This is a genomic window from Alicyclobacillus pomorum DSM 14955 (genome assembly GCF_000472905.1).
Lineage (GTDB): Bacteria > Bacillota > Bacilli > Alicyclobacillales > Alicyclobacillaceae > Alicyclobacillus_A > Alicyclobacillus_A pomorum.
In genome coordinates, this window is sequence record NZ_AXAR01000006.1 from 186,788 (window position 1) to 208,743 (window position 21,956).

The window sequence follows — 21,956 nt, forward strand, 5'->3', positions numbered from 1 at the left end:
AAACGGAGGGAGTGTCGTCATTGAAACTGCTTGTAACGGGTGGAGCCGGTTTCATTGGAAGTAACTTTATCCGCCACATCCTACAAACATATCCGGATTACGTCGTTGTGAATTTAGATAAGCCGACATACGCCGGAAATTTAGAGTCCCTATCGGATGTGGAAAACCACCCCAACTATCGTGTGATTTTTGGTGATATTACCAATCCAGCGGATGTCGAAACAGCCTTTCAAAGCCGCGTTGACGTGGTCGTTCATTTTGCTGCCGAGTCCCACGTAGATAAGAGTATCCTAAATCCCGGTGTGTTTGTCCACACCAACGTTGTGGGGACACAATGCCTTCTCGAATATGCCAGAAGGTATGGGGTTCAGAAATTTGTACAAATTTCGACCGACGAAGTATATGGGACCCTCGGACAAACTGGGAATTTTACGGAGGATACGCCACTACAACCGAATAGTCCCTACTCAGCGAGTAAAGCGAGTGCGGATCTGTTGGTCCGTGCTTATCATGAGACGTTTGGGCTACCAGTAAACATCACGCGGTGCTCCAATAACTACGGACCGTATCAATTTCCGGAAAAGCTCATTCCATTAACCATTATCCGGGCGATGAACGGCCAGTCCATCCCCGTGTACGGAGATGGGCTACAGATTCGTGACTGGTTACATGTGGACGATCACTGCCGCGCCATCGACCTGGTCATCCATCATGGAGTTGCCGGTGAAATATATAACATTGGTTGCAATAATGAATGGACAAATATAGATGTCGTCAAGCAAATCCTACACGAGCTCAACCAACCAGATGATTTAATCCATTTTGTGAAGGATCGACCAGGGCACGATCGGCGCTACGCGATGGATGCTAGTAAACTCAAGCGTGACCTCGGTTGGACTCCGTCCATTGGTTTTGAGAAAGGGTTAGCCGACACGGTTCAGTGGTACCTGCATCACGATGCCTGGTGGAAACGAGTTCTCACTGGTGAGTATCGATCATATCTGGCCGTTCAATATGGTGAGAGATTGGATGGTCAGCTATGAAGCTACTATTAACTGGAGCTGGAGGACAGCTTGGAAAGGAAATGATCCATATCTGTGCGGGACAGAGTGACGTTGCACTATGTCCGCTGTCTCGCCATGAACTTGATATTTCGAACCGAGATCACGTCATTCGCACAGTTGCAGACATAAAACCCGATGTCATCCTCAATGCATCTGCTTATACAAAGGTAGACCAGGCCGAGACAGATAGAGAAGCCGCATTTCAAGTGAATGCACTCGGTTCACAATACCTTGCTGAAGCGGCTCGTGATTTCGATTGCAAGCTGTGTCACATCAGTACGGACTACGTATTTGATGGGAAAAGCAACCGACCGTATGAGGAAGACGACCGCACGAATCCAATGACCGTATATGGTCATTCGAAAGCACTCGGCGAGACGTACGTCCGTCAAATCTGCCTCAAACACTTCATCGTGCGAACATCGTGGTTATACAGTGCATACGGATCCAATTTTGTTCACACGATGTTGCGCCTGGGGAACAACCCGGATATCGAAAGCGTGCGAGTGGTGAAAGATCAAACCGGATCACCGACCTGGACATTCGATCTCGCCCGCTGCCTACTACAATTGGTTCGAACGGAAGCCTATGGGACCTATCACGTTTCTAATACTGGATGGACCACATGGTACGAGTTTGCAAAAGAAATTTTCCGGAATGCCCAGATTGACAAGCCTGTGGTCCCTGTCCATACCTCTGAATTCCCTCGACCGGCTCCTCGACCAACCTACTCTGTTCTCAGTTCAAAAAAGCTCATAGAACGGGGATTTCAACCACTCCGGTCTTGGAACGCTGCCTTGACAGCGTATTTCCAGTCTATCAAGGGGGAGTGACCACATGAAAGTCATTGACGAATGTTTGAATGGTGTGAAGTTACTTGAGCCTGTCGTACACAGCGACGACCGCGGTTTTTTCATTGAGAGTTATAGCCAATCTACATTTCATCAGCTTGGTATTTCGTTTCATCCCGTTCAGGACAATCATTCTCTCTCAAAGCAAGCGGGAACCTTGCGAGGCTTACACTTTCAGTTGCCACCGTTTGAGCAGGCAAAATTGGTGCGTGTGCTGCGCGGAGCCATTTATGATGTCGTTGTCGATATCCGTCCCGACTCCTCCACATTTGGACAATGGTACGGTTATCACGTTTCGAGCGACAATCGGTATCTCCTGTTTGTGCCGAACGGTTTTGCGCACGGCTTTTGCACATTGGTTGAGAACACAGAGGTGTTCTATAAGGTTGACGCACCTTATTCGCCCCAGCACGATGCCGGTATTCTCTGGTCAGATCCTAAACTCGGAATCGACTGGCCGCCCGGAGACAAGATTCTTTCAAAGAAAGATTCACTTCTTCCATCCTTCTCTGAATGGCTACAACGCGGAGAATTCTAAATTAATGGGTCATGCATGAGAGGCTTCTTACCACGTATGTATGAGATTATTCCTCTTAGAAAGGAAGCGGTCACCGATGACGCAGGAGAGATCCCCGTTTGCCGATGAACGGAGCGGATTGGAGCAGACGAGTTCATGGGACATTCACGTGAGGGGTGGATACCAGGAACGAAAACCATCAGATCCCATCACAGAACTGCTCAACGAGCATTTGAACAACCTGGATTGATGCACAATTTTTACACAAATTTTCCTCTGCCATGTACAATCATTCAAGAGTCATAAGTATACGGCGGTGACCGCTCGCGTTCGTACATGGAGGGAAAACGGACATGTCGCGTAGTTTGTGCATGGGCAGTATCAACAAGGAGCATGCCCATCTTTTGCAACAGCTCACGCAACGCATTGGATGGAACTTCACGTCCGAGCAGGTCAACATGTTCCTGAGCGTCAAGGGGACTTGGGTTGGACATTGGCTGGAAGATGAACTCGTATCCAGCGCTGCATTGTTTCAATACGGACAGAAACTCTCTTCTTTAGGCATTGTCATGGTAGACCCCAATCATCGCGGAAAGGGCCTCGGTAAACAGGCCGTACAACAGTGTCTGGATGTGGCCGCGCAGACGGGCTCTCCGGTCACGCTCGTTGCGACTGCGGAGGGATACCCATTATACAAAAGATTGGGCTTTCAAACGATGGGTCAGATACACCGGTTCGAGCGAATCCAGACTGAGAACGATGTGCACCCTATCGAAGCTAAAGACATTCTACCGGTTATTGTCAATGATTTGGAAGACCTGACTCTGCTGGACGAAATTGTGATTGGAGCAAACCGTAAGGATGTGTACCGGATACTGTTGCAAAACATCGACCGTGCGTTCAAGATTCGTGACACATGTGGTGATCTGCAGGGCTTTGGCCTGGCTCTCCGCAAACACAACGTACTCGCCGTGGATCCCCTAATGGCCACGAGCCCTGATGTGGCCAGGGGACTTGTGGAGGCCCTGGCGTCGTCCTGGGATGGAATCGTACGAATCGATGTACCAGGCGAACAAACGTGGTTTATGGCACTGCTCAAGGAGCACGGGTTCCAGGAGACGATGGTTTCACCCGTGATGATGATCCACGGAGACCGGTTGCCGGGCCAACGCGAGCAACTGTTCGGGATTGCTGATCCGGCGCTCGGCTAGAACACTGGGAACACCTGCGGCAGAACCTCGCCGATTTTGCCCCGGATGACCACTTCAGCATGCCCATCAATGTAGGTTTCTTCTAGGTTTACAACCGCAATGGGCACCCCCGCTGCGCGCGCGTAGTTCGGCAATTCGGCCACGGGATCCACCATTAACGACGTGCCGAGCACGAGGAACAAATCACACCTCGCGGCAGCTAAGATGGCGCGCTCCAAATGTCGGACCTGCTGTCCGAAGAGCACGGTGTCCGGGTGTAAGACGGCTCTGCACTCGCCCCCTTTCGCGTTCTCCCAACGGCAGGTTGGCACCTCTTGTGCGAGAATGTCGTCCAAGCCGTAACTTTGCATGCAAGCAGGACACTCAGCCTTGCGGACGCTGCCGTGCAGTTCAAACACGGTGGTGCTTCCGGCGAGCTGGTGCAGTCCATCCACGTTCTGCGTGAACACCGCCACTTGCTTGCCCATGCGTTCTAACGCCGCAAGTGCGCGATGACCGGCGTTGGGCTCCGCCCTTAAATACTCCGGGCGCATGAACACCTGTTTAAACTTCGGCCAAAACGCTTGTGGAAAGCGTCGCAGATACGAATCCGACATCGCATGCACCAACGCTTCGTCCTGCCATACGCCTGCGTCTGAGCGAAAGTCGGGAATCCCGGATTCCGTGCTCATCCCAGCCCCCGTCAGGACGACGATGTTTGAAGCGTTTTCAATCAATTTCTGGAAAACCGACATGGATTGCGCTGTCATAGCTGTTCTCCTCACGCCCGCCGAACCAATCTAGCGAAATTTTCAAATCGATTGAGTAAAGAGAAACCTAATGAAACCATACCACACCACGCAGCATTTTTGTCAGATACTTTCGACGAGCGCCCCCTCCTCGCGGTACAATGTACGCAGCAGAAACACCGGTGTACAGGGGGATGGAGAATGACGCGGATCATCTTGCGGGACGGCAAAGTGGCGGAGTTGCGGCGAGCGAAGAAGGACGCGGAAGATCATGCGCTGGTCAAAGCGCTCTTCAACCGAGCCTCCGCGGATAGTTTGTACTTTCGGTTTTTCCACACCGTCCGCGAAGTGAGTGATTCCGTGATTGATGACATGCTCGGCGGAAACGGAAAAGATCAGTTGTCTTTGCTGTGCTTGGCCGGAGACAAGGCGCTCGGGATTGGTACGTACGTCAGGGTGAGCGAGGATACCGCGGAAGTGGCGTTCCTCGTCGACGACGAACTGCACGGCAAGGGGTTTGGCACCCTGCTCCTGGAACACCTCGCCCAGGAAGCGTGGCACTACGGATTCAAGCAGTTTGAAGCGTTCGTCATCGACGGAAATTACAAGATGCTGCAGGTCTTCCGCTCGAGCGGCTACGAGCTGCGCCAAACCAGCGAAACCGGCAACATGCACCTCGTCCTCCCGTTGACGCACACGGATCGCGTCCGCTCTCTGCGAGCGAGCCGCGAGAAGTTGGCCACACAGGCATCGCTGACGCCGTTCTTTACTCCGAAATCTGTGGCGGTGATTGGTGCCTCGCGCGATCCGCACGGACTCGGCCACCTGGTCTTCCGCAACATCCTGAACGGCGGCTTCCAAGGTACCGTGTACCCCATCAACCCGAGTGCACAGACCGTGGCGTCGGTCCGCGCCTACGCCACGCTCAAGGACCTGCCCGAGCCCATCGACTTGGCCGTCATCGTGGTGCCTGCGTCGGAAGTGCTGGATGTGGTCGACCAGTGCGTGGAAGCGCAGGTAGGCGCCGTGATGATTCTCAGCGCCGGTTTCGCCGAGCGCGGTGCCGAAGGCGCACAGCTGCAACAGGAGGTGGTGCGCCGCCTGCGCCACGGTGGCTGCCGCTTAATCGGTCCCAACTCCCTCGGTCTTGTCAACACGGTGTCGGATGTGCAGCTGAATGCGAGTTTTGCCAGTCACATTCCATCCACACAGGGGCTGTCCATCGCCAGCCAATCTGGTGCGCTTGGCATTGCCATCCTCGAGTACGCCAGCCGCATTGGCGTTGGCGTGACGCACTTTGTGAGCATGGGCAACAAGGCGGACGTCTCCAGCAACGACCTGATTCAATACTGGGAAGACGATCCCGCCACCCGCTTGATAGCCTTGTACATCGAATCGTTCGGCAACCCGCGCAAGTTCTCGAGACTGGCTCGGCGCATCACGCGGAAGAAGCCCATCCTGGTGGTAAAAGGTGCGCAGTCGCCACTGACCCGCAGCATCTCGGGCACGGCAATGATGCCGTCCTCCGCCTCCGAGGGCGTGGTAGACGCGCTGTTTCAACAGACCGGCGTCATTCGCCTCGACACCTTGCAGGAGATGTTCGACGTGGCCGCATTGCTGGCCAACCAACCGTTGCCGCGCGGACGCCGCGTCGCGATTGTGACCAACTCCGCGGGGGGTGCTGTCATCACCGCCGACGCACTGCTGAAGGAGCACCTGAATTTCGTGCACCCCGTGATTGACCTTGGCTTCAACGCGCTGGCCGAAGGCTACCGTGAAGTCCTCCCGCAAGTCTTGCGAGACGACACCGTAGACACGGTGGTGGTTTTGTATGTGCCCGTCGGTGTCTCAGACCAGGACGCCATCGTCACTGCGATTGCCGAAGCTGTGGACGAAGTAGCGAGCGAGGGCATTGAGCACAAGCCGATTGTCGCCAACTTCCTGACCACCGGAGACTATCTCGTGCACTACATTCACACCAAGACTCAGCGGATTCCGGTCTACCCGTTTCCTGAACAGGCCGTCCGCGCGCTGGCTAAGGTGAACGCCTACGCAGACTACCTCGCCAGAGACCGCGGACACATTCCAGACTTGGCGGGTGCGGACGCCGAACACGCGCGAGCCATCGTTCGCAAGTTCTTGACTGGGGGTCCGCTCCCTGCAGAGGTATGTGACGACGTACTGGTGGCCATGGGCGTGGAAAATACAGAACTGGCGGCACCGGAGGTGCGTGCGAAAGTACGGATTGACATCACACCGGATCCCCTCTTTGGCCCGGTCATGCGAGTAGCCCGTTACTTTGAAGGGATGGCTGATGACGATACGCTCCCTCTCCAATCGGTACTGCGGATCACACCCCTCACCAACGTCGACGCGTCGGGCGCCGTGGAGCACGTCGCGGAATGGTTCCGCGTAAAGGCGGATCCAGAATTGACGGGTTTGACAGACCTGTTGTTACGGCTGTCCCTGCTGGTGGAAGAGGTCCCGGAAATCACTGAGGTGACCCTGCCCTGTGTGAAAATTGGCGGCGCCGGATATCACTTTGAACAGATTGCGATTCATGTGGCCGATGAGGAATGAACGTGAATCGCGATGGTGTTGGGATGCAAATTCCTGAATACAATCGTCATGTCTTGCATTTGACGTCCGCCAGGGGCGGCGGAACAGGGGGACCCCGACATGAAGAAAAGAATCGCTATCTTGGGATGTGGCACAACAGGCATTCACTTGACCTACGAATTGCTCAGCGAGCGACGATACGATGTGACCATCTTTACTCCTCAATCGAGTGAAGAAGTCCGTTCAGGAAGAATTCGCTCGACTCAGGTTCATTTTTCATCGACCATCGCCAGAGAGCATCGTTATCACATGCCAGAATGGCCGAATGCACAAGAACTACATGCGGTTCATGTTTCCGTCGGCGGACATACGCTCTTTGCCGGTCCGCTGGATAAACCGGCTTACTCCGTGGATCAGCGCTTGTACTTCTCTAAGTGTATGCACCATCTGGAACGACAAGGGGTACGCTTTGTTTACGACAAGGTGTCTTTCGATGACCTTTCGCGACTGGTTGAGCAGTTTGATTTAGTTGTAGATTGCACCGGGCGTGCCGGTCCCGTGGCTCCATTTCCGCTAGATTCCTCCCTGTCGCCACTTTCGTCCCCACTTCGCAAGTGCAACGTTGGATACTTCCTCGGCGTGAAAACTGCAGAACCCATAGGCATCATCGCTCATATCATTCCTGGAGAAGGTGAACTGTTTGAAATTCCAGCGCTGACCGAACGCGGACCCGTAACGATATTATTTGTTGAGGCGATTCCTGGGAGAAAGCTGGATGTCTTTGATAAAACCCAAAATGCCCATGATTTCTGCTCCATCATATTGAACCTGACAGAATCTTTTTTTCCAGAAATACGTGAGAGAATCAATGTGTCACAGTTCCGTTTGTGTGACGAGCTCGCCTACTTGCGTGTCGCGATTCGGCCGAAAGTACATACTCCTTACTGTACAGTGAATGGTAAATGGGTCGTTGGTTGCGGAGACAGTGTGGTTTTAAATGATCCGATTACCGGACAAGGAGACAACACATGCTCTTACATGACCGAAGCACTCTTTTTTGCATTAATGGAAGATATCGATTCAACATGGGACGAATCGACGTTTCAAAGATATTGGGACACGACGAAACCTTATGTAAGACACGTGGTCGGTTGGAGTCACGCGATGATGCAGCCATTGCCGAAGCCCATCCTAGATATGATCATGAAAGGCAGTGAAAATCCCGCCGTTGCAAGGCGCATTGCCAACTGGTTTCGCATTCCTTCCTCCGCGTACAATGATTTTTTCCACGAAAATGACATGCATCAAAACACGTGGGGCGAAAAGTAAAAACGCCCTCGAAATGAACGACACCCCCCTGTGAATCGCTCTCTGGGGGTGTCGTCGAATGACGGCATTCATCAGTGCTGTGATTTTTGTGGCTCAACCAAACTGCCACACACTGTGGCTGAGGCTACCGTAGCGATAGCTGCGATGCAATAAGGTGGCCTTGCGTGCATCATCCGCCGCGCCCATGGCATAGAAAATCGGAATGAAATGCTCATTGCCATAAGCGGGCACTGCGAGCCTTGCGTTGGGCGCTGTGGATTCATACTTGAACAGTGCATCCAAATCCCAAGTCTTCAAGTGCCGTTCCAACCACTCGTCGAAACCAAGCGCCCATTCGTGAACGACATTTTCCCGCCATTCTAAGGCGCGCAAATTGTGAACCGTACCGCCACTGCCGATGATGAGCACGTCTTTTTCCCGTAACGCAGACAAAGCCTTTCCGATGCTGTACTGGTCTTCGGGTTGAAGACGTGGATTGACCGACATCGCAACGACGGGAATGTCGGCATTCGGGTACAACAACCGCAGCACAACCCAAGCCCCGTGATCCAATCCTCGATTCGTTTCAACTTCGAAAGGTATCTCGTATTTCCTAAATAATTCCTCAATGTCGTGCGCAATCGTCTGACTGCCCTTTGCTGGATATTGAATTTGATACAGGGCGTCCGGAAACCCACCAAAATCATGGATGGTCTGATACTCGTCGATTTCGCTGACCTTCTGAGTCGCAGACTCCCAGTGGGCAGAAAACAATACCACGGCTTTGGGCTGCGGCAAGGTTTGACCCAATTGACCCAAAAACTGCGTATACTCATTGTCCTCTATGGCAAGAAGCGGCGCCCCGTGGGCAATGAAGAACGACGGAATCATCTGCACTCACCATCCCTTCGATTACCCTAGATGGATGGAATACGCACCTGGCCCCACAAGTGCAACGCCAATCGCCACCGCAATGAGAATCAGGTTGTATTCAAAACCATTCTGTGTCACCCAGTAACCATTCTTCCCATGAACCGTAAAAATTGCGACCAACATGGTCAACACAATCAGTGCAGCGGCAATCGGAAGCCACAATCCGGCAGCAAACAGAAGCCCACCGACGATTTCTGACAACGCGGCCAAGAACGCCATCAACATGCCAGGCTTGATCCCTATGGATTCGAGCCATCCCGCGGTTCCCTTAAGACCGTGTCCCCCAAACCAACCAAACATCTTCTGCGCGCCATGTCCTGCAAATGTGAGACCGACAACGAGACGAATGAGCAACAAACCAACATTCATCGATGTTCACCTTCCACCTCTTATGATTTACTTAAGATTTGTAAGTTCAACTCACGAGTATTACCATACTATAGCCACTTACTATTTGTCAATACCTATGCAATGGTTAGTTTTGTTGGACGCGTCATAGACAACGTTTAATCATTGGACGCATCAGCAGGTGGAATAACAAGAAAAGGAGCAGCACATGTGCGCTGCTCCTGGATTGTCTTTGTGAGCCTATCAATGGAACGGCCTTTTTAGGACTCAAACGGTGTTCTAGACCTCAAGACGCCCGTGATGAAAACGTTACGCCTCAACTCGTTCAATGATGGTCGCCAGACCTTGGCCGACGCCTACGCAGAGCGTTGCCAAGCCGTAGCGTGCGTTGGTGCGTTGCAGTTGCCGCGCCAGTGTACCGACGATGCGAGCGCCCGAGCAACCCAGTGGGTGTCCGAGTGCGATGGCCCCACCATTTGGGTTTACCTTCGGCGGATCAATTCCAAGTTCCCGAACGCAAGCGAGCGACTGGGATGCGAACGCTTCGTTCAGCTCCACCCAATCCAGGTCGGATATTTGCAATCCCGCCAGTTTCAACGCTTTTCTCGTCGCGTACACTGGCCCAATACCCATGATGCGCGGACTGACCCCTGCAGAAGCGGACACGACGTAACGCGCCAACGGCTTCAATCCCAGTTCCCGTCCCTTTTCTTCAGAGACGAGTAAGAGCGCTGCCGCACCATCGTTGATACCCGAGGAATTCCCGGCTGTGACCGATCCGCCCTCTCGGAATGCTGGACGCAGCTTCGCTAGAGATTCGAGCGTCGTCTGCGGACGCAGATGCTCGTCTTCAGTCACGACCGTTTCACTTTTCTTGTCCCGAACCGTCACAGGGACGATTTCTTCGGCGAAGATCCCCTTGTCCTTCGCTGCCGCCGCTTTCCGTTGGCTGTCCAAAGCGAATGCATCTTGATCTTCACGCGATATCTTGAACTGTTCAGCGACGTTTTCGGCGGTCTCACCCATACTCTCCAGCGGATAAGGGAAGTTCGGATTGGCCATGCGCCAGCCGAGTGTCGTGTCCCACATGGTTTGGTTGCCGCGTACATATTCCACCTCTGGCTTTGGCAGCACGAGTGGAGCGCGCGTCATGCTCTCCACGCCTCCGGCCACCGCAACATCCATCTCGCCCAGCGCAATGGCCCGCGCTGCTTGTGTAACCGCTTCCAAGCCAGACGCACACAATCGGTTCACAGTGACGCCCGGAACATGTTCGGGCAAGCCGGCGAGCAACAGCGACATGCGCGCCACATTGCGGTTATCTTCTCCTGCCTGATTCGCACAACCCATAAAGACTTCTTCCACCAGCCCCGGATCTACCCCTGCACGCCGAACAACCTCGCCAATGACCAGAGCACCTAAGTCATCCGGACGGACCCGCTTCAATGCGCCACCCTGTCGGCCAATCGGCGTCCGAACGTACTCCACCAACCAAACGTTTCTCGCCATCCAGATCTCCCCTTGTTGATTCCTATTTCAGATCATATCCTTGCACGAGCTATCATCTTCTGCGAGGTTCACACAAAAAGCCAAGCCCTCGTATCAAGAATACTCTCGAATATCGCTTTTTTCAAAATAGATATTGCATGAATCCATAGATCTCCGATAATATTGAAGCAACTCTACTGTAAAGCGTTTTCATAAAGGGTTTTGGGCAGCGGACGGATTGTTCTTTTGTTGCCCCAGAGGTGCCCCAGCGCATCTGGAAAAGCAGCGAAAGTCAAGCGATCTGTCATCCGTATAGGCTCGACATGTCAAACGGTGTCGAGGTGGTTCGCGATGATGAGGTGCGCTTGGCTTTTTGGTCTGTGTTCAAACACCAAATGAAAACGTTGACTACATTCATTTCGATTGGAGGATTTTCCTTGTTGCGCGGGCTGACCAACGTATTTGTGCGGTACACCCAGAGATTCATGCCAGACCCGTTCCTGTTTGTTGCAGTCCTGACGGGCATCGTCATCATTCTTGACTTCATTTTCGTAAAAGGTACAACGTTTAACGGTCTGGTCAACAAATGGTTCACCGGTGTCTGGGGCGGCGGCATTTTCACATTTGCCCTGCAGATGATTTTAATTCTCGTCACCGGCTACACATTGGCAGAGTCTCCGCCGATTCGCCGCGGACTCGTGTGGCTGGCGGGAAAGCCGAAGAATCAAACACAGGCCGCCATTCTCATCTTTCTGGTTGGCGGCATTGCCTCCATCCTCAACTGGGGACTGGGGCTCGTCATTGGTACACTGTTGGCCAAGCAAGTGGCGAAGCGCCTGCAAAAGGTGAATTTCGGATTTCTGGTCGCTGCCGCCTACATGGGATTCATTACTTGGGCGTCCGGTTTGTCCAGTTCGATTGCGCTGGTGGACACGGGAAAAGATCCTGTCGTCAACATCATCTATGCGCAGACGCATCAACTCGTGCCACTGGCAAAGACAATTTATGAACCTTACAACTGGGTTCCCGTCCTGCTGATTTTGATTGTCGTCCCGTTCATTCTCAAGTGGATTTCGCCAACGGAGACCACGGACATCAATCCGGAAGCCCTGGAGGACCCTGTGTTACCAGAGGTTCCGGTGCACAAAACACTGGCAACGCGGCTGGAAAACGCCTGGATTGTGAACGTGTTATTTGCCTTCTTCGGCCTATATGAGTTCTTCTTTGTCATGCACGCCACGGTGAATTTAAGTTCCGTCATCATGTTGTTCACAGTGGTCGGAATGCTGTTGCACTGGACACCCATCCGTTTCATTCAGGCGTTTAACAACGCAGCAAAGGCTTCCGGTCCACTGATTCTTCAGTATCCACTGTACGGTGGGTTGATGGCGCTCATGACGTTCTCTCCCGCGAAAGGCCAGGAGTCGTTGGCAACCATGTTGGCGCTCGCGCTCGTTCACGGATCCACACAGTATACCCTGCCGTTTATGAACTTTATTGGGTCGCTCATCATCACCCTGTTTGTTCCGTCAGGGGGCGGTCACTGGACGGTTCAAGGTCCGATTGCCATCCAGGCTGCCACACAATTCTCCAACTCAGCCGCGTACCTCGGAAAAGTGTCCATGGCTGTGGCAATGGGGGAAGAAGTGGCAAACATGGTGCAACCGTTCTGGGTCCTCCCACTGCTTGCCATCGCGCGTCTCAGCATTCGCGATGTGATGGGGTACTGTGTCATCGTGCTGATTGCAGGCATCCTCATCTTCGGTGCTGCACTGCTCCTGATACCCGCCATTTAATCGGTACTGCAAAGACCCGAGGTGCACGACACGTGATGCCTCGGGTTTACTATTTCATCTCGACGCCACTTGGCGGCCTCTCCATTTCGTTCACATCTCTGTTTGGTATACAATCAATGCTACATGGAGAATCCCAACAGAATGACAGGAACCAGCGTGAATCGTAGGAGAGGAAAGTATGACGAACTTCTCGGATACATATGACGTCATCATTGTGGGCGCAGGCCCGAGCGGAAGCACATTGGGAAGAAAGTTGTCGCAACAGGGACTGAAAGTTCTCCTTTTGGACAAGTCTACCTTTCCCCGCTACAAAGTGTGCGGTGGAGGGCTCACGCTTCGCGCTGCCAAGCAACTGGACATCGACGTCAGTCCAGTCATCCACGATAAGATTTCCGCCATGGAGTTGTGCTGCAACGGCCAGCTCCATCACACGTTCACGAAGGACACGCCGTTTATCTATATGGTCATGCGCGATGAATTCGACATGCTGCTCCTCCAGGCTGCAATAGATGCGGGTGTCGACTTCCGTCCAGCGAGTCACGTGACAAAGGTGGAGTGTTGCGACACTGAAGTATCGGTGCAGACGCAGTCGGACGTCTACCGCGGCCGTTATGTGGTAGGAGCAGACGGGGTGAACAGTCCCACAGCGAAGCATCTCGGGCTCATGACGAACAAAGAGAAAATCCTGGCGCTCGAATACGAAATGAAAGTGGACGACGCGCTGCTGGAACGATTCAGAGGGACGGTCGCCATTGATTACGGCTTCATTGACGAGGGATACGCCTGGGTGTTTCCAAAGCGAGATCATTTGTCAGTGGGCATTGGATTAGGCACGCGAGACGGCAGGTTTCTTCAGGAAAAGCTGATGGAATACCTCGCACGCGAACAGATTCACGGCGAGTTTTTGAGCGAAAAGGGGTTCTTTCTGTCCGTCGGCGGCTCCGACAACACAATCGCCAGAGGCAGGGCCGCGCTGATTGGCGACGCAGCGGGCCTGGTGGATCCGCTCATGGGTGAAGGCATCTTCTACGCCCTGCGGAGCGCCAACATTCTCGCGGATGTGTTGCTGCAAGCAGCCCGTGACAATGAAGACCATCCGTTTGGCGAATACCAGCGGCGGATTGAACAGGAAATCCTGCTCGAAATGCGCCTGTTTCGGCGCGCGTCGAAAATCTTCCACGCTATGCCAAAACAGATTCACAAGGTGTTCATCGCGCATCCTGGCATTGTTCATCATGCGTTTCGCGTCATTGCCGGCGAATCGTCGTTCCAGGACTTTTACAACAAGTATCGCAGTAGCAACTTCATGATGAAAGCCATTTCGGGGCTCGCGGTGCGAATGATGGGAAAGCCGTAATGCGCTCTGGCAGAGCGAGTCCTGAACAGCCCCCTGATTTTTTGACAAAGGTAAGACCCAGTTCGCGGATGTGCGGATGGTCGTCGACAATCCGGATTGTCGGCATGCGAGACCTACGCCTCCTTTTGCATCTGCAGCTGCTGTCGTGCGAATTCACGGTAGACGGGGTGGCTCCGGACCAGCCCCTCGTGGGTTCCCCGTCCCGTAATCACGCCTTTTTCGATAAATACAATGGCATCCGCATCCACCACCGTGGAGAGGCGGTGAGCAATGACAAGTGTCGTTCTCCCTTTCATCAGGTTTTTGAGCGCCTCTTGGACACTTCGCTCCGATTGGCTATCGAGGCTGGAGGTCGCCTCGTCGAGCATGAGAATTTGTGGATTGCGCAGCAGCGCGCGAGCGATGGCGATGCGCTGTCGTTGTCCACCGGACAGTTTGACGCCTCGCTCTCCGACTTCTGTATCCACGCCCTCCGGCAGTCGATGGATAAATTCCGCTGCGTACGCCATGTCCAGCACGCGCTCGATGTCTTCATCCGTAACGTCTCTGTCGATGCCGTAGCAGATGTTTTCGCGAATCGTTCCCGCGAAGAGTGGGCTTTCTTGCGAAACGTAGCCAATCTGGCTCCGCCACGACTGCAGGGAGAATTCCTCAATCGGCGTTGTCCCCATCCGAATCATGCCTGAATCCGGGAGATAAAACCGTTCCAACAGGGAAAACAGCGTGGTTTTCCCGCTGCCGCTCGGCCCGACAATGGCGGTCACTTTTCCAGGTTCGATGGTTAGGCTCACGTCCTTCAAGACGTTCTCTCCCGGTTTGTAGGCAAACGTCACGTGTTCTACGAAGATGGGCAAGTTCGCGTTTTTTAGCCTCCGGCCCACCGTGGTGTCTTCTTCCGATTGTTCAAGCGTCGCAATCATCCGCTCCGTCGCCCCGATGGCTTTCTGCAGCTGTGTGAAAAAATTGGTGAACGCAGTCATCGGCATCACGATTTGAAACAGGTACAAAATGAACGCCACCAAGTCTCCGGCGGACAGTGCCCCAGACGACACTTCCACGCCGCCGTAACCGATGATGACCACGAGGATGGCCATCAGCACCAGGAACATCAGCGGCCCAACCAAAGCCGACACTCTGGCTTCCCTCAGTCCGTAGCGAAACAAGTTGCGGATTTTCTCGTGTCCCTTCCCGTACTCCACCGCCTCGGCATTGGAAGCTTTCACCAATCGCACTTCGGACAACACTTGCGTGAGGAAGGCGGTAAAGTGCGCCGTCTCGTCTTGGAGCCCTTTCGAGATCTTAAACATCTGGCGCCCCAACGGGATGAGAATGGCGAGACCGGCTGGCACCGCGAGGAGCATAATCAGTGTCATTTTCCAATCCATATACAACAAAATGCTCACCGCGCCGACGACAGAGATCACGCCTGTGCAAAACTGCGGCAGGTGCTCGGTGATGAGCGCCTTGACCACCGCAGTGTCATTCGTCATGCGGCTCACGGTTTCCCCCGTGCGGTGTCCGTCGTAGTACGGCACCGGCAGCACGAGCAATTTTTTCCACAATCGATCCCGCAAAGCAGCCACAATACCCTGCCCCACGCGATTCAACAGGTAGATGGACACCCCGTTGGAGACCGCCTGCCCGAGCAATACACCTGCAAACACTACGATTTGGAGGGGGCTGATGGAAGCGAGCGAGAATCCATTCACAAGCGACTTGGTGAACAACGGAATGAGCAGACCCACCACCGTTGTCAATACGCTCATAGTCATGGCGATGCCAAGCATCAGCTTGGACGGTTTGGTTTGCTGAATCAGGCGCATAAACTGACGCCAGTTGCCTGCTCTCCGTACGCTTTTCACTGCCATATCTAACCCTCGCTATGAACTGTGTTCTGTACTAGGACTGCGTCCCCATCCGCCTTCGCTTCAACGTTCATTCTGGTATCCGCACCGCGTGTGCGAACGGTCTGGATGGACTCGGTTTGCTCTTCGCCATTTGGTTTCCACATCCTTTCTCATCCGTGGAAACCATACAATCCGTTTATGAACTGAATATGAACAAGTGAGATTCCACACAACATTTCATGGCTCGATAAAAATAAGGGAGCAGGTTGCGATGCGCCCTGCTCCCTCAAACAATGTTCCTCTATCGTCCGTTCAACCCGTCATCCGTCCGTCGATTTGCTCCTTCGCGTGGCATATGGTCCAGTCTGAAAGCTCTTTCCTACATGACGTTCTCACAGTGTCGCCGCACCGACCGCCGGAACCGTCCGCGCAGATTTGTGAACGACATTGAGCGAATACGCCATATAGATGATGATGAGAAACCAAAACGGTGTGAAGAAGACAAATAGCGTCCACCATGGACTCATTTTGAACGCCTGAAAGAACAGAATGGTCCAGTACACGATGAATCCCAGATTTACTACAGGTACAAACACCCACAACACGTTCCACGGGCTCTTACCGATGATTTTGTATAACGGAAGCAGTTGTAAAATCGGAAAAAACGCCAGAAACATATTGTTCACGCCGGCCTTTTCATACACACACGAGTACGTATAGGACATAAACATGTACAGCGCAATGCTTAGGCTGACAAACAGTCCCATGTCGGTACCTCCTCGATTGTGTGACTTTTTTGTTAATTTTAAATGAACTTTCTGTGAATAGCAATGGGTTCACGTCTAATTATCTGAATATTTTCATCACAATGAGTGACCGATGGTGTGATAATCGGCGGCCACAACACGATTGGACAGCACTCCAAACATTCAGGGCGAGAGACGGCGAGACGCGAAGTGCCGCAAGAGGAGTAAAACAGAGTAAAAAAGGGGGACAGCCAGTCGATGAACAACCCGATGTCCCCACGCCTGAAGTAGATTCGATTAGTGATCTGTTTCGCAGAATAAAACCTGGGATACGTGGTCCGTGTGCGGATCAAAATATACCTTGACAAAAACGCCAAACTCTCTTTTTCCGTCTTTTACCCAAAACTTAAAGGTCTCTTTCACGTAAGTCGGTGAATACGTCGTACGTCCTACGTGCAGGTAATCCACAATGGCATCATGGGGATAACGTTTTTGTGCTTGTGCCAATGCGTACCTTCCCCACTTCATATAGGGCTGCACCCGTTCTGACACATGGGCCAGGGTGGGCTGTGCGTGGTGAACGACTGGAGTGCCCCAGATGCCAAAAAACGTAGCCAGAAGGAATGTGAGCACCGGATAACCTCCTATTGCTATATTGTCGAAGGTATTATTCACACCTGCATCGTGCTTCATGCTATCGGGAAACAGGGTTTGATGACATCGGGACAAGAGGATGCGTGTCTCTCACAGATTCATTCGCCACTGCTCCACATTCATCTGGAACAGAATGGAATATGTAGATTATGTGGAGTTCATTGATCATGCGAGATTGCCTACGTATCATGTGAAATTGGTGATCTACATGAAAATGAACATCGGCGTCAAACGCTGGACCAATCATTTTGTCGTCATCTCCACCTTGTTAATCGTAAAATTCGCGCTCATTCGCTATCTGTTGTTCGATGACGCGAATTTGGTACGTGACGTTTTCGTGGAAGCAGGCGGCATTTTGTTGCTCTCATCACTGATTGAACTGCTGTTTGGCCGCAATCGCTGGGTGGGCGTTGTCTACTTCATTTACAACGCGCTATGTTCAGCGTTCTTGTTTTCATTGGTGATGTACTTTAACGCGTTTTCTCGAATCTACACGTATCACGCACTCACGGAAATTCGCATGCTCGGGTCCGTTACGGATAGCGGAACCATGGGGATGCTGTTTCACCCCTGGTACCTCGTCCTATTCCTGGACCTTCCAGTGATTCTCGTGCTGGCCGTCTTGCGTAAATACGGCATCCGAAACTTGCAGATATCCCGCAAGAAGATGTGTATCGTCGCTGTCGCGGGCATTGCGTTGTCCTTAATCAACATGGCTCGAGGGTATGAGTATGCGAACGATGTGACGGCCTTCGCGGACGACGCAGGGATTCTGAATGCAGAAGCGTTTCAGGTCTACGAAAGCCAAAAGCAGTCCGATATTAACCCACGTCAAATCACACAAGCGAGCATTGACAGGTTAAAGGGGATATCTGAGCCCGCACATCCCAAGTATTTTGGGATTGCCAAGGGTAAAAATCTGATCATCATTCAGATGGAGTCTATCCCGAACTTTGTCATCGGTGCCAAAGTGGGCGGAGTCGAAGTGACCCCCACGCTAAACTCATTGGCCAAAAGTGAACTGTACTTCAGGAATTGGACCACGGAAATTGGGCAGGGACACACGTCCGACGCGGAAATCATTACAAATACGTCGTTGTATCCCTTGGAAGAAGGAAGTTTGTTTCAGGCAGACCCTACCAAGAACTTTCCTAGCTTGCCGAAGTTATTAAACAAGGCGGGCTACAAGACGATGGCACTTCACACTAATGACATCAAGTTCTACAACCGCTATGTCGTGTATCCGTCCCTTGGCTTCCAAACCTATTACGATATGAAGTATTTCGGAACGGAGGACCAAATCTCGTACGCGGCTTCGGACGACGTGTTGTTCAAAAAGAGTCTGCCGTTGTTTCAGCAACAGCAAAAAAAGGGGCAACCGTTCTACGCCTTCATGGTTACACTATCGTCTCACGAGCCGTTCGACCTTCCGGCGAAGTATCAAACCTTGCCGATGACGAACGCCGTAAAGGGAACCGAAGTCGGCAAGTTCCTCAGCGCCGCACACTATGCGGACGCAGCGCTGGGCCGTTTCATCGACAATCTCAAAAAGGACGGCTTGTGGAACAACTCGGTCGTTGTCATCTACGGTGACCATTTCCCGTTTACCGACCAATGGTATCAGAAAAACCCGGCGGAACAGAGCGCATTCACGTCGGCAGTGGGTCACCCGGAAGATATTGTTGACATGTACAACATCGCAGGTATCATGCACGTACCCGGGATGAAACATCAAGTGATTGACATGCCCGGTGGTGAAATTGACACGCTGCCCACGGTGGCCAACCTTCTGGGGATCAAACTCAACCAAATTCACTTCGGGGAAGACGTTCTGAATCAGTCGTACAACCTGTTAGGTTTCCGCTACTATGAACCTGATGGTACGTTCGAGGACAATCACGTGTTGTATAACCCGACGACCAAAATTGCTGTGGACGTTGACACTCGAAACATGGTGCCCACAACGCCGGATATCGAGAAAAGGTCAGAAGACATCGCGAAACTTGAAGCCATGTCCAGCGTCTACCTGGAACATTTGCCGGATAGGCAATAGATACGGATTGTGTTTCCCACCAAAGGTCGCAAGGTGACCTGCATAACATTGAATATCATGTGACCCCTCAATGCACAGATCAGCCCGCACCACAGTGTACGTGGAGCGGGCTGATTGCCATTTCCCAAAGGATGACTATCGACGCCGATTATTTTTTAAGCTGTTGAGTCCAATTCACCAAATTCGTCATTAATTGTTTCAACAAGTCTTGCGCCATCTGGTCAGTTAGGTTTCCTTCATCATCAAATTTCGTATGTGCCTGAGCCACCAGTACCATCGGTTGATTCACTACGTACATGTTCAGAACAGACAGAACCTGACGCAGGTGAAGTTGTGCCTCCACCGTACCAAACCCGCCGATGGTTGCCCCAATCGTCGCAACTGGTTTTCCGTTTAGAGAGTTTTGTCCTGCCGGACGTGTCAGCCAATCGATTGCATTTTTCAATACACCTGGAATCGAAAAATTATATTCCGGTGTGCTGATAACCAACGCATCGGCAGATTCTATTGCACTTTTTAAGTTCGCCACGACCTCCGGCAGTGGGTCTTCGTTATCCTGATTAAATAACGGAATGCCGGAAATGTCAGCGATTGAAAACTGAACCTGATCTGCAAGTAACTTACCCGCCGCTTGGAGCAACAGTTTATTGTAAGAATGTTGCCGAAGACTGCCACAAATCCCTATGACCTTCAGTGATTGGTTCATATCCATGTCCTCCCCTTGTTTTACGCTTAGAATAGCACATAAGATTTCCATCTCCTTTGCAAAAATGCAAAGGGCAACGCCAAATCAGCGGAGAATATCACGAAAGCTTGCTGTTTCTCATCGTTGGTGCCACGCCAGATATTCTTTGTCATGTGCCCACGCTCATTTGACCTGGTCATTTGTCAAACAGTTGTGTCATGGGTTTTCTCCAATTGATCTTCGTACTTATCGACATACAACTTGTTTTTCGAGGTGAGGACCGCGTATGCGACGTCCTTCGTGTCAACCACTCCACGTCGTTCTAGTTCTGACATCAACCAACTTCGTTTCACGTTGCCATGGACAAGATTTTCCTCAATCACACTGCCATCAATGATCAACTCAACCGGGAGACGTTCCTTCTGGACCTTACCTTTCTGAAAGTCACCTAAAGTTAAGGGGCGAGCTTCGGGTTTCAAAAGAATACTTAGCTTTCCATTTGTCTCCAAAAACGCTTGTTGTATGGTATCGATTTCAAAAATATTTCGTAAACGGAGTTGCTGTATTAATGATTCCAATTTCAATTGAGATTTTTCCAATTCACCTTCGAGAATTTTTCCGTCGCGAATCAATTCGATGGAATGCCCGGCAATCCATTTACTGATCAGCCGATTTTTCAGCGAAATAAACGATGCGAGGAAAGTAATGAGGGTAAATATGGCGATTCCGAGAATCAGGTCACCAAGGCTAACATTATGATCTAGAACGATGGCACCTGTCAAAGAACCCAGTGTAATGTTGGCTACGAAGTTAAAGTAAGTCATTCGCGCAATCATCTGTTTTCCCAACAGACGAACAGCAGCCAACATGAGAACAAAGGCCAATGCTGTTCGAAGGATGATATCTACAAAGTCCAATTCCATGGTTTCGACCTCATGTTCAAACGAATTCATCAGGCTTATTGTGCCCACCGACCATGAAAAATTGTATTTGAATTCACGTTGACGAGGATGAACGCATCGGAGGAATACGCCGCTATCGTGAACCGCCTCATCTCTCGTTATCACTCTTGATGGAGGAAGAATCCACGACGCCTAAGTGGATGCAACCGGACTTCAGCGATATCAAGGTTGGGACCGGGACGCTTGGAATTTATGTAAACGGAAAACTCGTCAAACGTGTGAATGGCATTGTGGCCGTAGATCCAGCCTCACACAAAGCAACGACGTTTATGCCATTTGGTACGTGATGCAGATCTTGAATGACCTGTATATCCAATCTAGCTGGGAAAATGGTACGACATGGAATATGTGGACGGATAACAACATGGTCGATTACACCCCAGAGGAAAACGTAATCTCAGTCGATGAATACCTGTCCAACTTAGACGCATCTGACGATTACGACGGACTGGTGGCATACTTGTACGCCACAGGGAATGTGACGTACAACGGTGCAAACACAATTGACAGCGTATACCTAGGTGGATGGTCGCAGTACGCCAAGAGTGAAGTACATATCATTGTGTAAAAAAGGCTCGGTGTCGTAAGTAGCAAAATGAGCCATTTCGTCCCTCTTCGGTAGAATGGAATTTGGCCAAACCCATTCACGAGGAGGAGAACGAACAATGGCTCTTTATCAGATTAACCTAGATGACGCGCTTTTGCACGGGCTCTTTCAACAAGACGGGGGTGTAGCCCGACTTCTTGAACAGGTTTTGAACCAGATCTTGCAAGCTCAAGTCGCGGAGCAGATTCAAGCCGCTCCATACGAGAGAACCGAAGAACGCCAGGGCTATCGCAATGGTACCT

Annotated in this window: 21 protein-coding genes; 12 read left to right on the forward strand and 9 right to left on the reverse strand. The window is 51.9% G+C overall.

What is annotated here, in order from left to right:
* Positions 1 to 20: 20 nt before the first annotated feature.
* The 5 genes from rfbB (at position 21) to YWK_RS0108440 (ending at position 3,643) form a co-directional block, all read left to right on the forward strand.
* On the forward strand, positions 21 to 1,043 hold the full coding sequence (gene rfbB / locus YWK_RS0108420; protein ID WP_026964445.1) for a dTDP-glucose 4,6-dehydratase: 1,023 nt from the start codon (positions 21 to 23) through the stop codon (positions 1,041 to 1,043).
* Complete coding sequence (rfbD, locus tag YWK_RS0108425) at positions 1,040 to 1,897, forward strand: dTDP-4-dehydrorhamnose reductase (RefSeq protein WP_026964446.1); 858 nt, start codon at positions 1,040 to 1,042, stop codon at positions 1,895 to 1,897. The genes rfbB and rfbD overlap by 4 nt, the downstream gene beginning before the upstream one ends.
* 4 nt (positions 1,898 to 1,901) lie before the next feature.
* A complete protein-coding gene (gene rfbC / locus YWK_RS0108430) occupies positions 1,902 to 2,453 on the forward strand; it encodes a dTDP-4-dehydrorhamnose 3,5-epimerase (protein WP_026964447.1) in 552 nt (183 codons plus the stop codon).
* Between the two features lie 76 nt (positions 2,454 to 2,529).
* On the forward strand, positions 2,530 to 2,682 hold the full coding sequence (locus YWK_RS21845; protein ID WP_156909085.1) for a hypothetical protein: 153 nt from the start codon (positions 2,530 to 2,532) through the stop codon (positions 2,680 to 2,682).
* Positions 2,683 to 2,785: 103 nt separating this feature from the next.
* Positions 2,786 to 3,643, forward strand: coding sequence for a GNAT family N-acetyltransferase (locus YWK_RS0108440; RefSeq protein WP_026964448.1), 858 nt, complete (start codon positions 2,786 to 2,788; stop codon positions 3,641 to 3,643).
* Here the strand turns inward: YWK_RS0108440 and YWK_RS0108445 are convergent.
* The gene (locus YWK_RS0108445) at positions 3,640 to 4,377 is read right to left on the reverse strand and encodes an NAD-dependent protein deacylase (protein WP_026964449.1); all 738 of its coding nucleotides are present in this window, start codon (positions 4,375 to 4,377) and stop codon (positions 3,640 to 3,642) included. The genes YWK_RS0108440 and YWK_RS0108445 overlap by 4 nt on opposite strands.
* Before the next feature lie 195 nt (positions 4,378 to 4,572).
* On the opposite strand from YWK_RS0108445, the gene YWK_RS19015 reads away from it, so the two are divergent.
* Positions 4,573 to 6,951, forward strand: a complete 2,379-nt coding sequence (locus YWK_RS19015; RefSeq protein ID WP_051375375.1) for a GNAT family N-acetyltransferase — start codon at positions 4,573 to 4,575, stop codon at positions 6,949 to 6,951.
* A gap of 99 nt (positions 6,952 to 7,050) precedes the next feature.
* Positions 7,051 to 8,259 (forward strand): styrene monooxygenase/indole monooxygenase family protein, encoded by a 1,209-nt coding sequence (locus tag YWK_RS19020; RefSeq protein ID WP_051375376.1) that lies wholly within the window; start codon positions 7,051 to 7,053, stop codon positions 8,257 to 8,259.
* Between the two features lie 93 nt (positions 8,260 to 8,352).
* Here the strand turns inward: YWK_RS19020 and YWK_RS0108460 are convergent, their stop codons facing one another.
* The 3 genes from YWK_RS0108460 to YWK_RS0108470 all read right to left on the reverse strand — a co-directional run bounded on the left by YWK_RS0108460 (position 8,353) and on the right by YWK_RS0108470 (position 11,028).
* Positions 8,353 to 9,129, reverse strand: coding sequence for a dioxygenase family protein (locus YWK_RS0108460; protein WP_026964450.1), 777 nt, complete (start codon positions 9,127 to 9,129; stop codon positions 8,353 to 8,355).
* 21 nt (positions 9,130 to 9,150) lie between these two features.
* A complete protein-coding gene (locus YWK_RS0108465) occupies positions 9,151 to 9,540 on the reverse strand; it encodes a DoxX family protein (protein WP_026964451.1) in 390 nt (129 codons plus the stop codon).
* A gap of 288 nt (positions 9,541 to 9,828) precedes the next feature.
* Positions 9,829 to 11,028, reverse strand: a complete 1,200-nt coding sequence (locus tag YWK_RS0108470; RefSeq protein ID WP_026964452.1) for a thiolase family protein — start codon at positions 11,026 to 11,028, stop codon at positions 9,829 to 9,831.
* A gap of 416 nt (positions 11,029 to 11,444) precedes the next feature.
* Here YWK_RS0108470 and YWK_RS0108475 point away from each other — a divergent pair, with 416 nt between their 5' ends.
* Together YWK_RS0108475 and YWK_RS19025 are read left to right on the forward strand one after the other, a co-directional pair.
* A complete protein-coding gene (locus YWK_RS0108475; RefSeq protein WP_211231389.1) occupies positions 11,445 to 12,803 on the forward strand; it encodes a short-chain fatty acid transporter in 1,359 nt (452 codons plus the stop codon).
* Between the two features lie 178 nt (positions 12,804 to 12,981).
* A complete protein-coding gene (locus YWK_RS19025; protein ID WP_051375377.1) occupies positions 12,982 to 14,160 on the forward strand; it encodes a geranylgeranyl reductase family protein in 1,179 nt (392 codons plus the stop codon).
* Positions 14,161 to 14,273: 113 nt separating this feature from the next.
* Here the strand turns inward: YWK_RS19025 and YWK_RS0108485 are convergent, their stop codons facing one another.
* The 3 genes from YWK_RS0108485 to YWK_RS19030 form a co-directional block, all read right to left on the reverse strand.
* Positions 14,274 to 16,028: an ABC transporter ATP-binding protein gene (locus YWK_RS0108485; protein ID WP_026964454.1), complete on the reverse strand. Its 1,755-nt coding sequence runs from the start codon at positions 16,026 to 16,028 to the stop codon at positions 14,274 to 14,276.
* Positions 16,029 to 16,399: 371 nt separating this feature from the next.
* A complete protein-coding gene (locus YWK_RS0108495; RefSeq protein WP_026964455.1) occupies positions 16,400 to 16,774 on the reverse strand; it encodes a DUF5684 domain-containing protein in 375 nt (124 codons plus the stop codon).
* A 276-nt stretch (positions 16,775 to 17,050) separates the two neighbouring features.
* On the reverse strand, positions 17,051 to 17,386 hold the full coding sequence (locus tag YWK_RS19030; RefSeq protein WP_051375378.1) for a DUF3889 domain-containing protein: 336 nt from the start codon (positions 17,384 to 17,386) through the stop codon (positions 17,051 to 17,053).
* Positions 17,387 to 17,615: 229 nt separating this feature from the next.
* Here YWK_RS19030 and YWK_RS0108505 point away from each other — a divergent pair, with 229 nt between their 5' ends.
* Positions 17,616 to 19,460, forward strand: a complete 1,845-nt coding sequence (locus YWK_RS0108505; protein ID WP_169727156.1) for an LTA synthase family protein — start codon at positions 17,616 to 17,618, stop codon at positions 19,458 to 19,460.
* Between the two features lie 148 nt (positions 19,461 to 19,608).
* Here the strand turns inward: YWK_RS0108505 and YWK_RS0108510 are convergent, their stop codons facing one another.
* Both YWK_RS0108510 and YWK_RS0108515 read right to left on the reverse strand, forming a co-directional pair.
* Complete coding sequence (locus YWK_RS0108510; RefSeq protein WP_026964457.1) at positions 19,609 to 20,166, reverse strand: NADPH-dependent FMN reductase; 558 nt, start codon at positions 20,164 to 20,166, stop codon at positions 19,609 to 19,611.
* Between the two features lie 182 nt (positions 20,167 to 20,348).
* Positions 20,349 to 21,068, reverse strand: coding sequence for a DUF421 domain-containing protein (locus YWK_RS0108515; RefSeq protein WP_026964458.1), 720 nt, complete (start codon positions 21,066 to 21,068; stop codon positions 20,349 to 20,351).
* Between the two features lie 403 nt (positions 21,069 to 21,471).
* Here YWK_RS0108515 and YWK_RS0108525 point away from each other — a divergent pair, with 403 nt between their 5' ends.
* Positions 21,472 to 21,675, forward strand: a complete 204-nt coding sequence (locus YWK_RS0108525; protein ID WP_026964459.1) for a hypothetical protein — start codon at positions 21,472 to 21,474, stop codon at positions 21,673 to 21,675.
* 97 nt (positions 21,676 to 21,772) lie between these two features.
* Positions 21,773 to 21,956 (forward strand): transposase (locus YWK_RS0108530; RefSeq protein ID WP_026964460.1); only part of this gene is annotated, 184 nt, incomplete at its 3' end.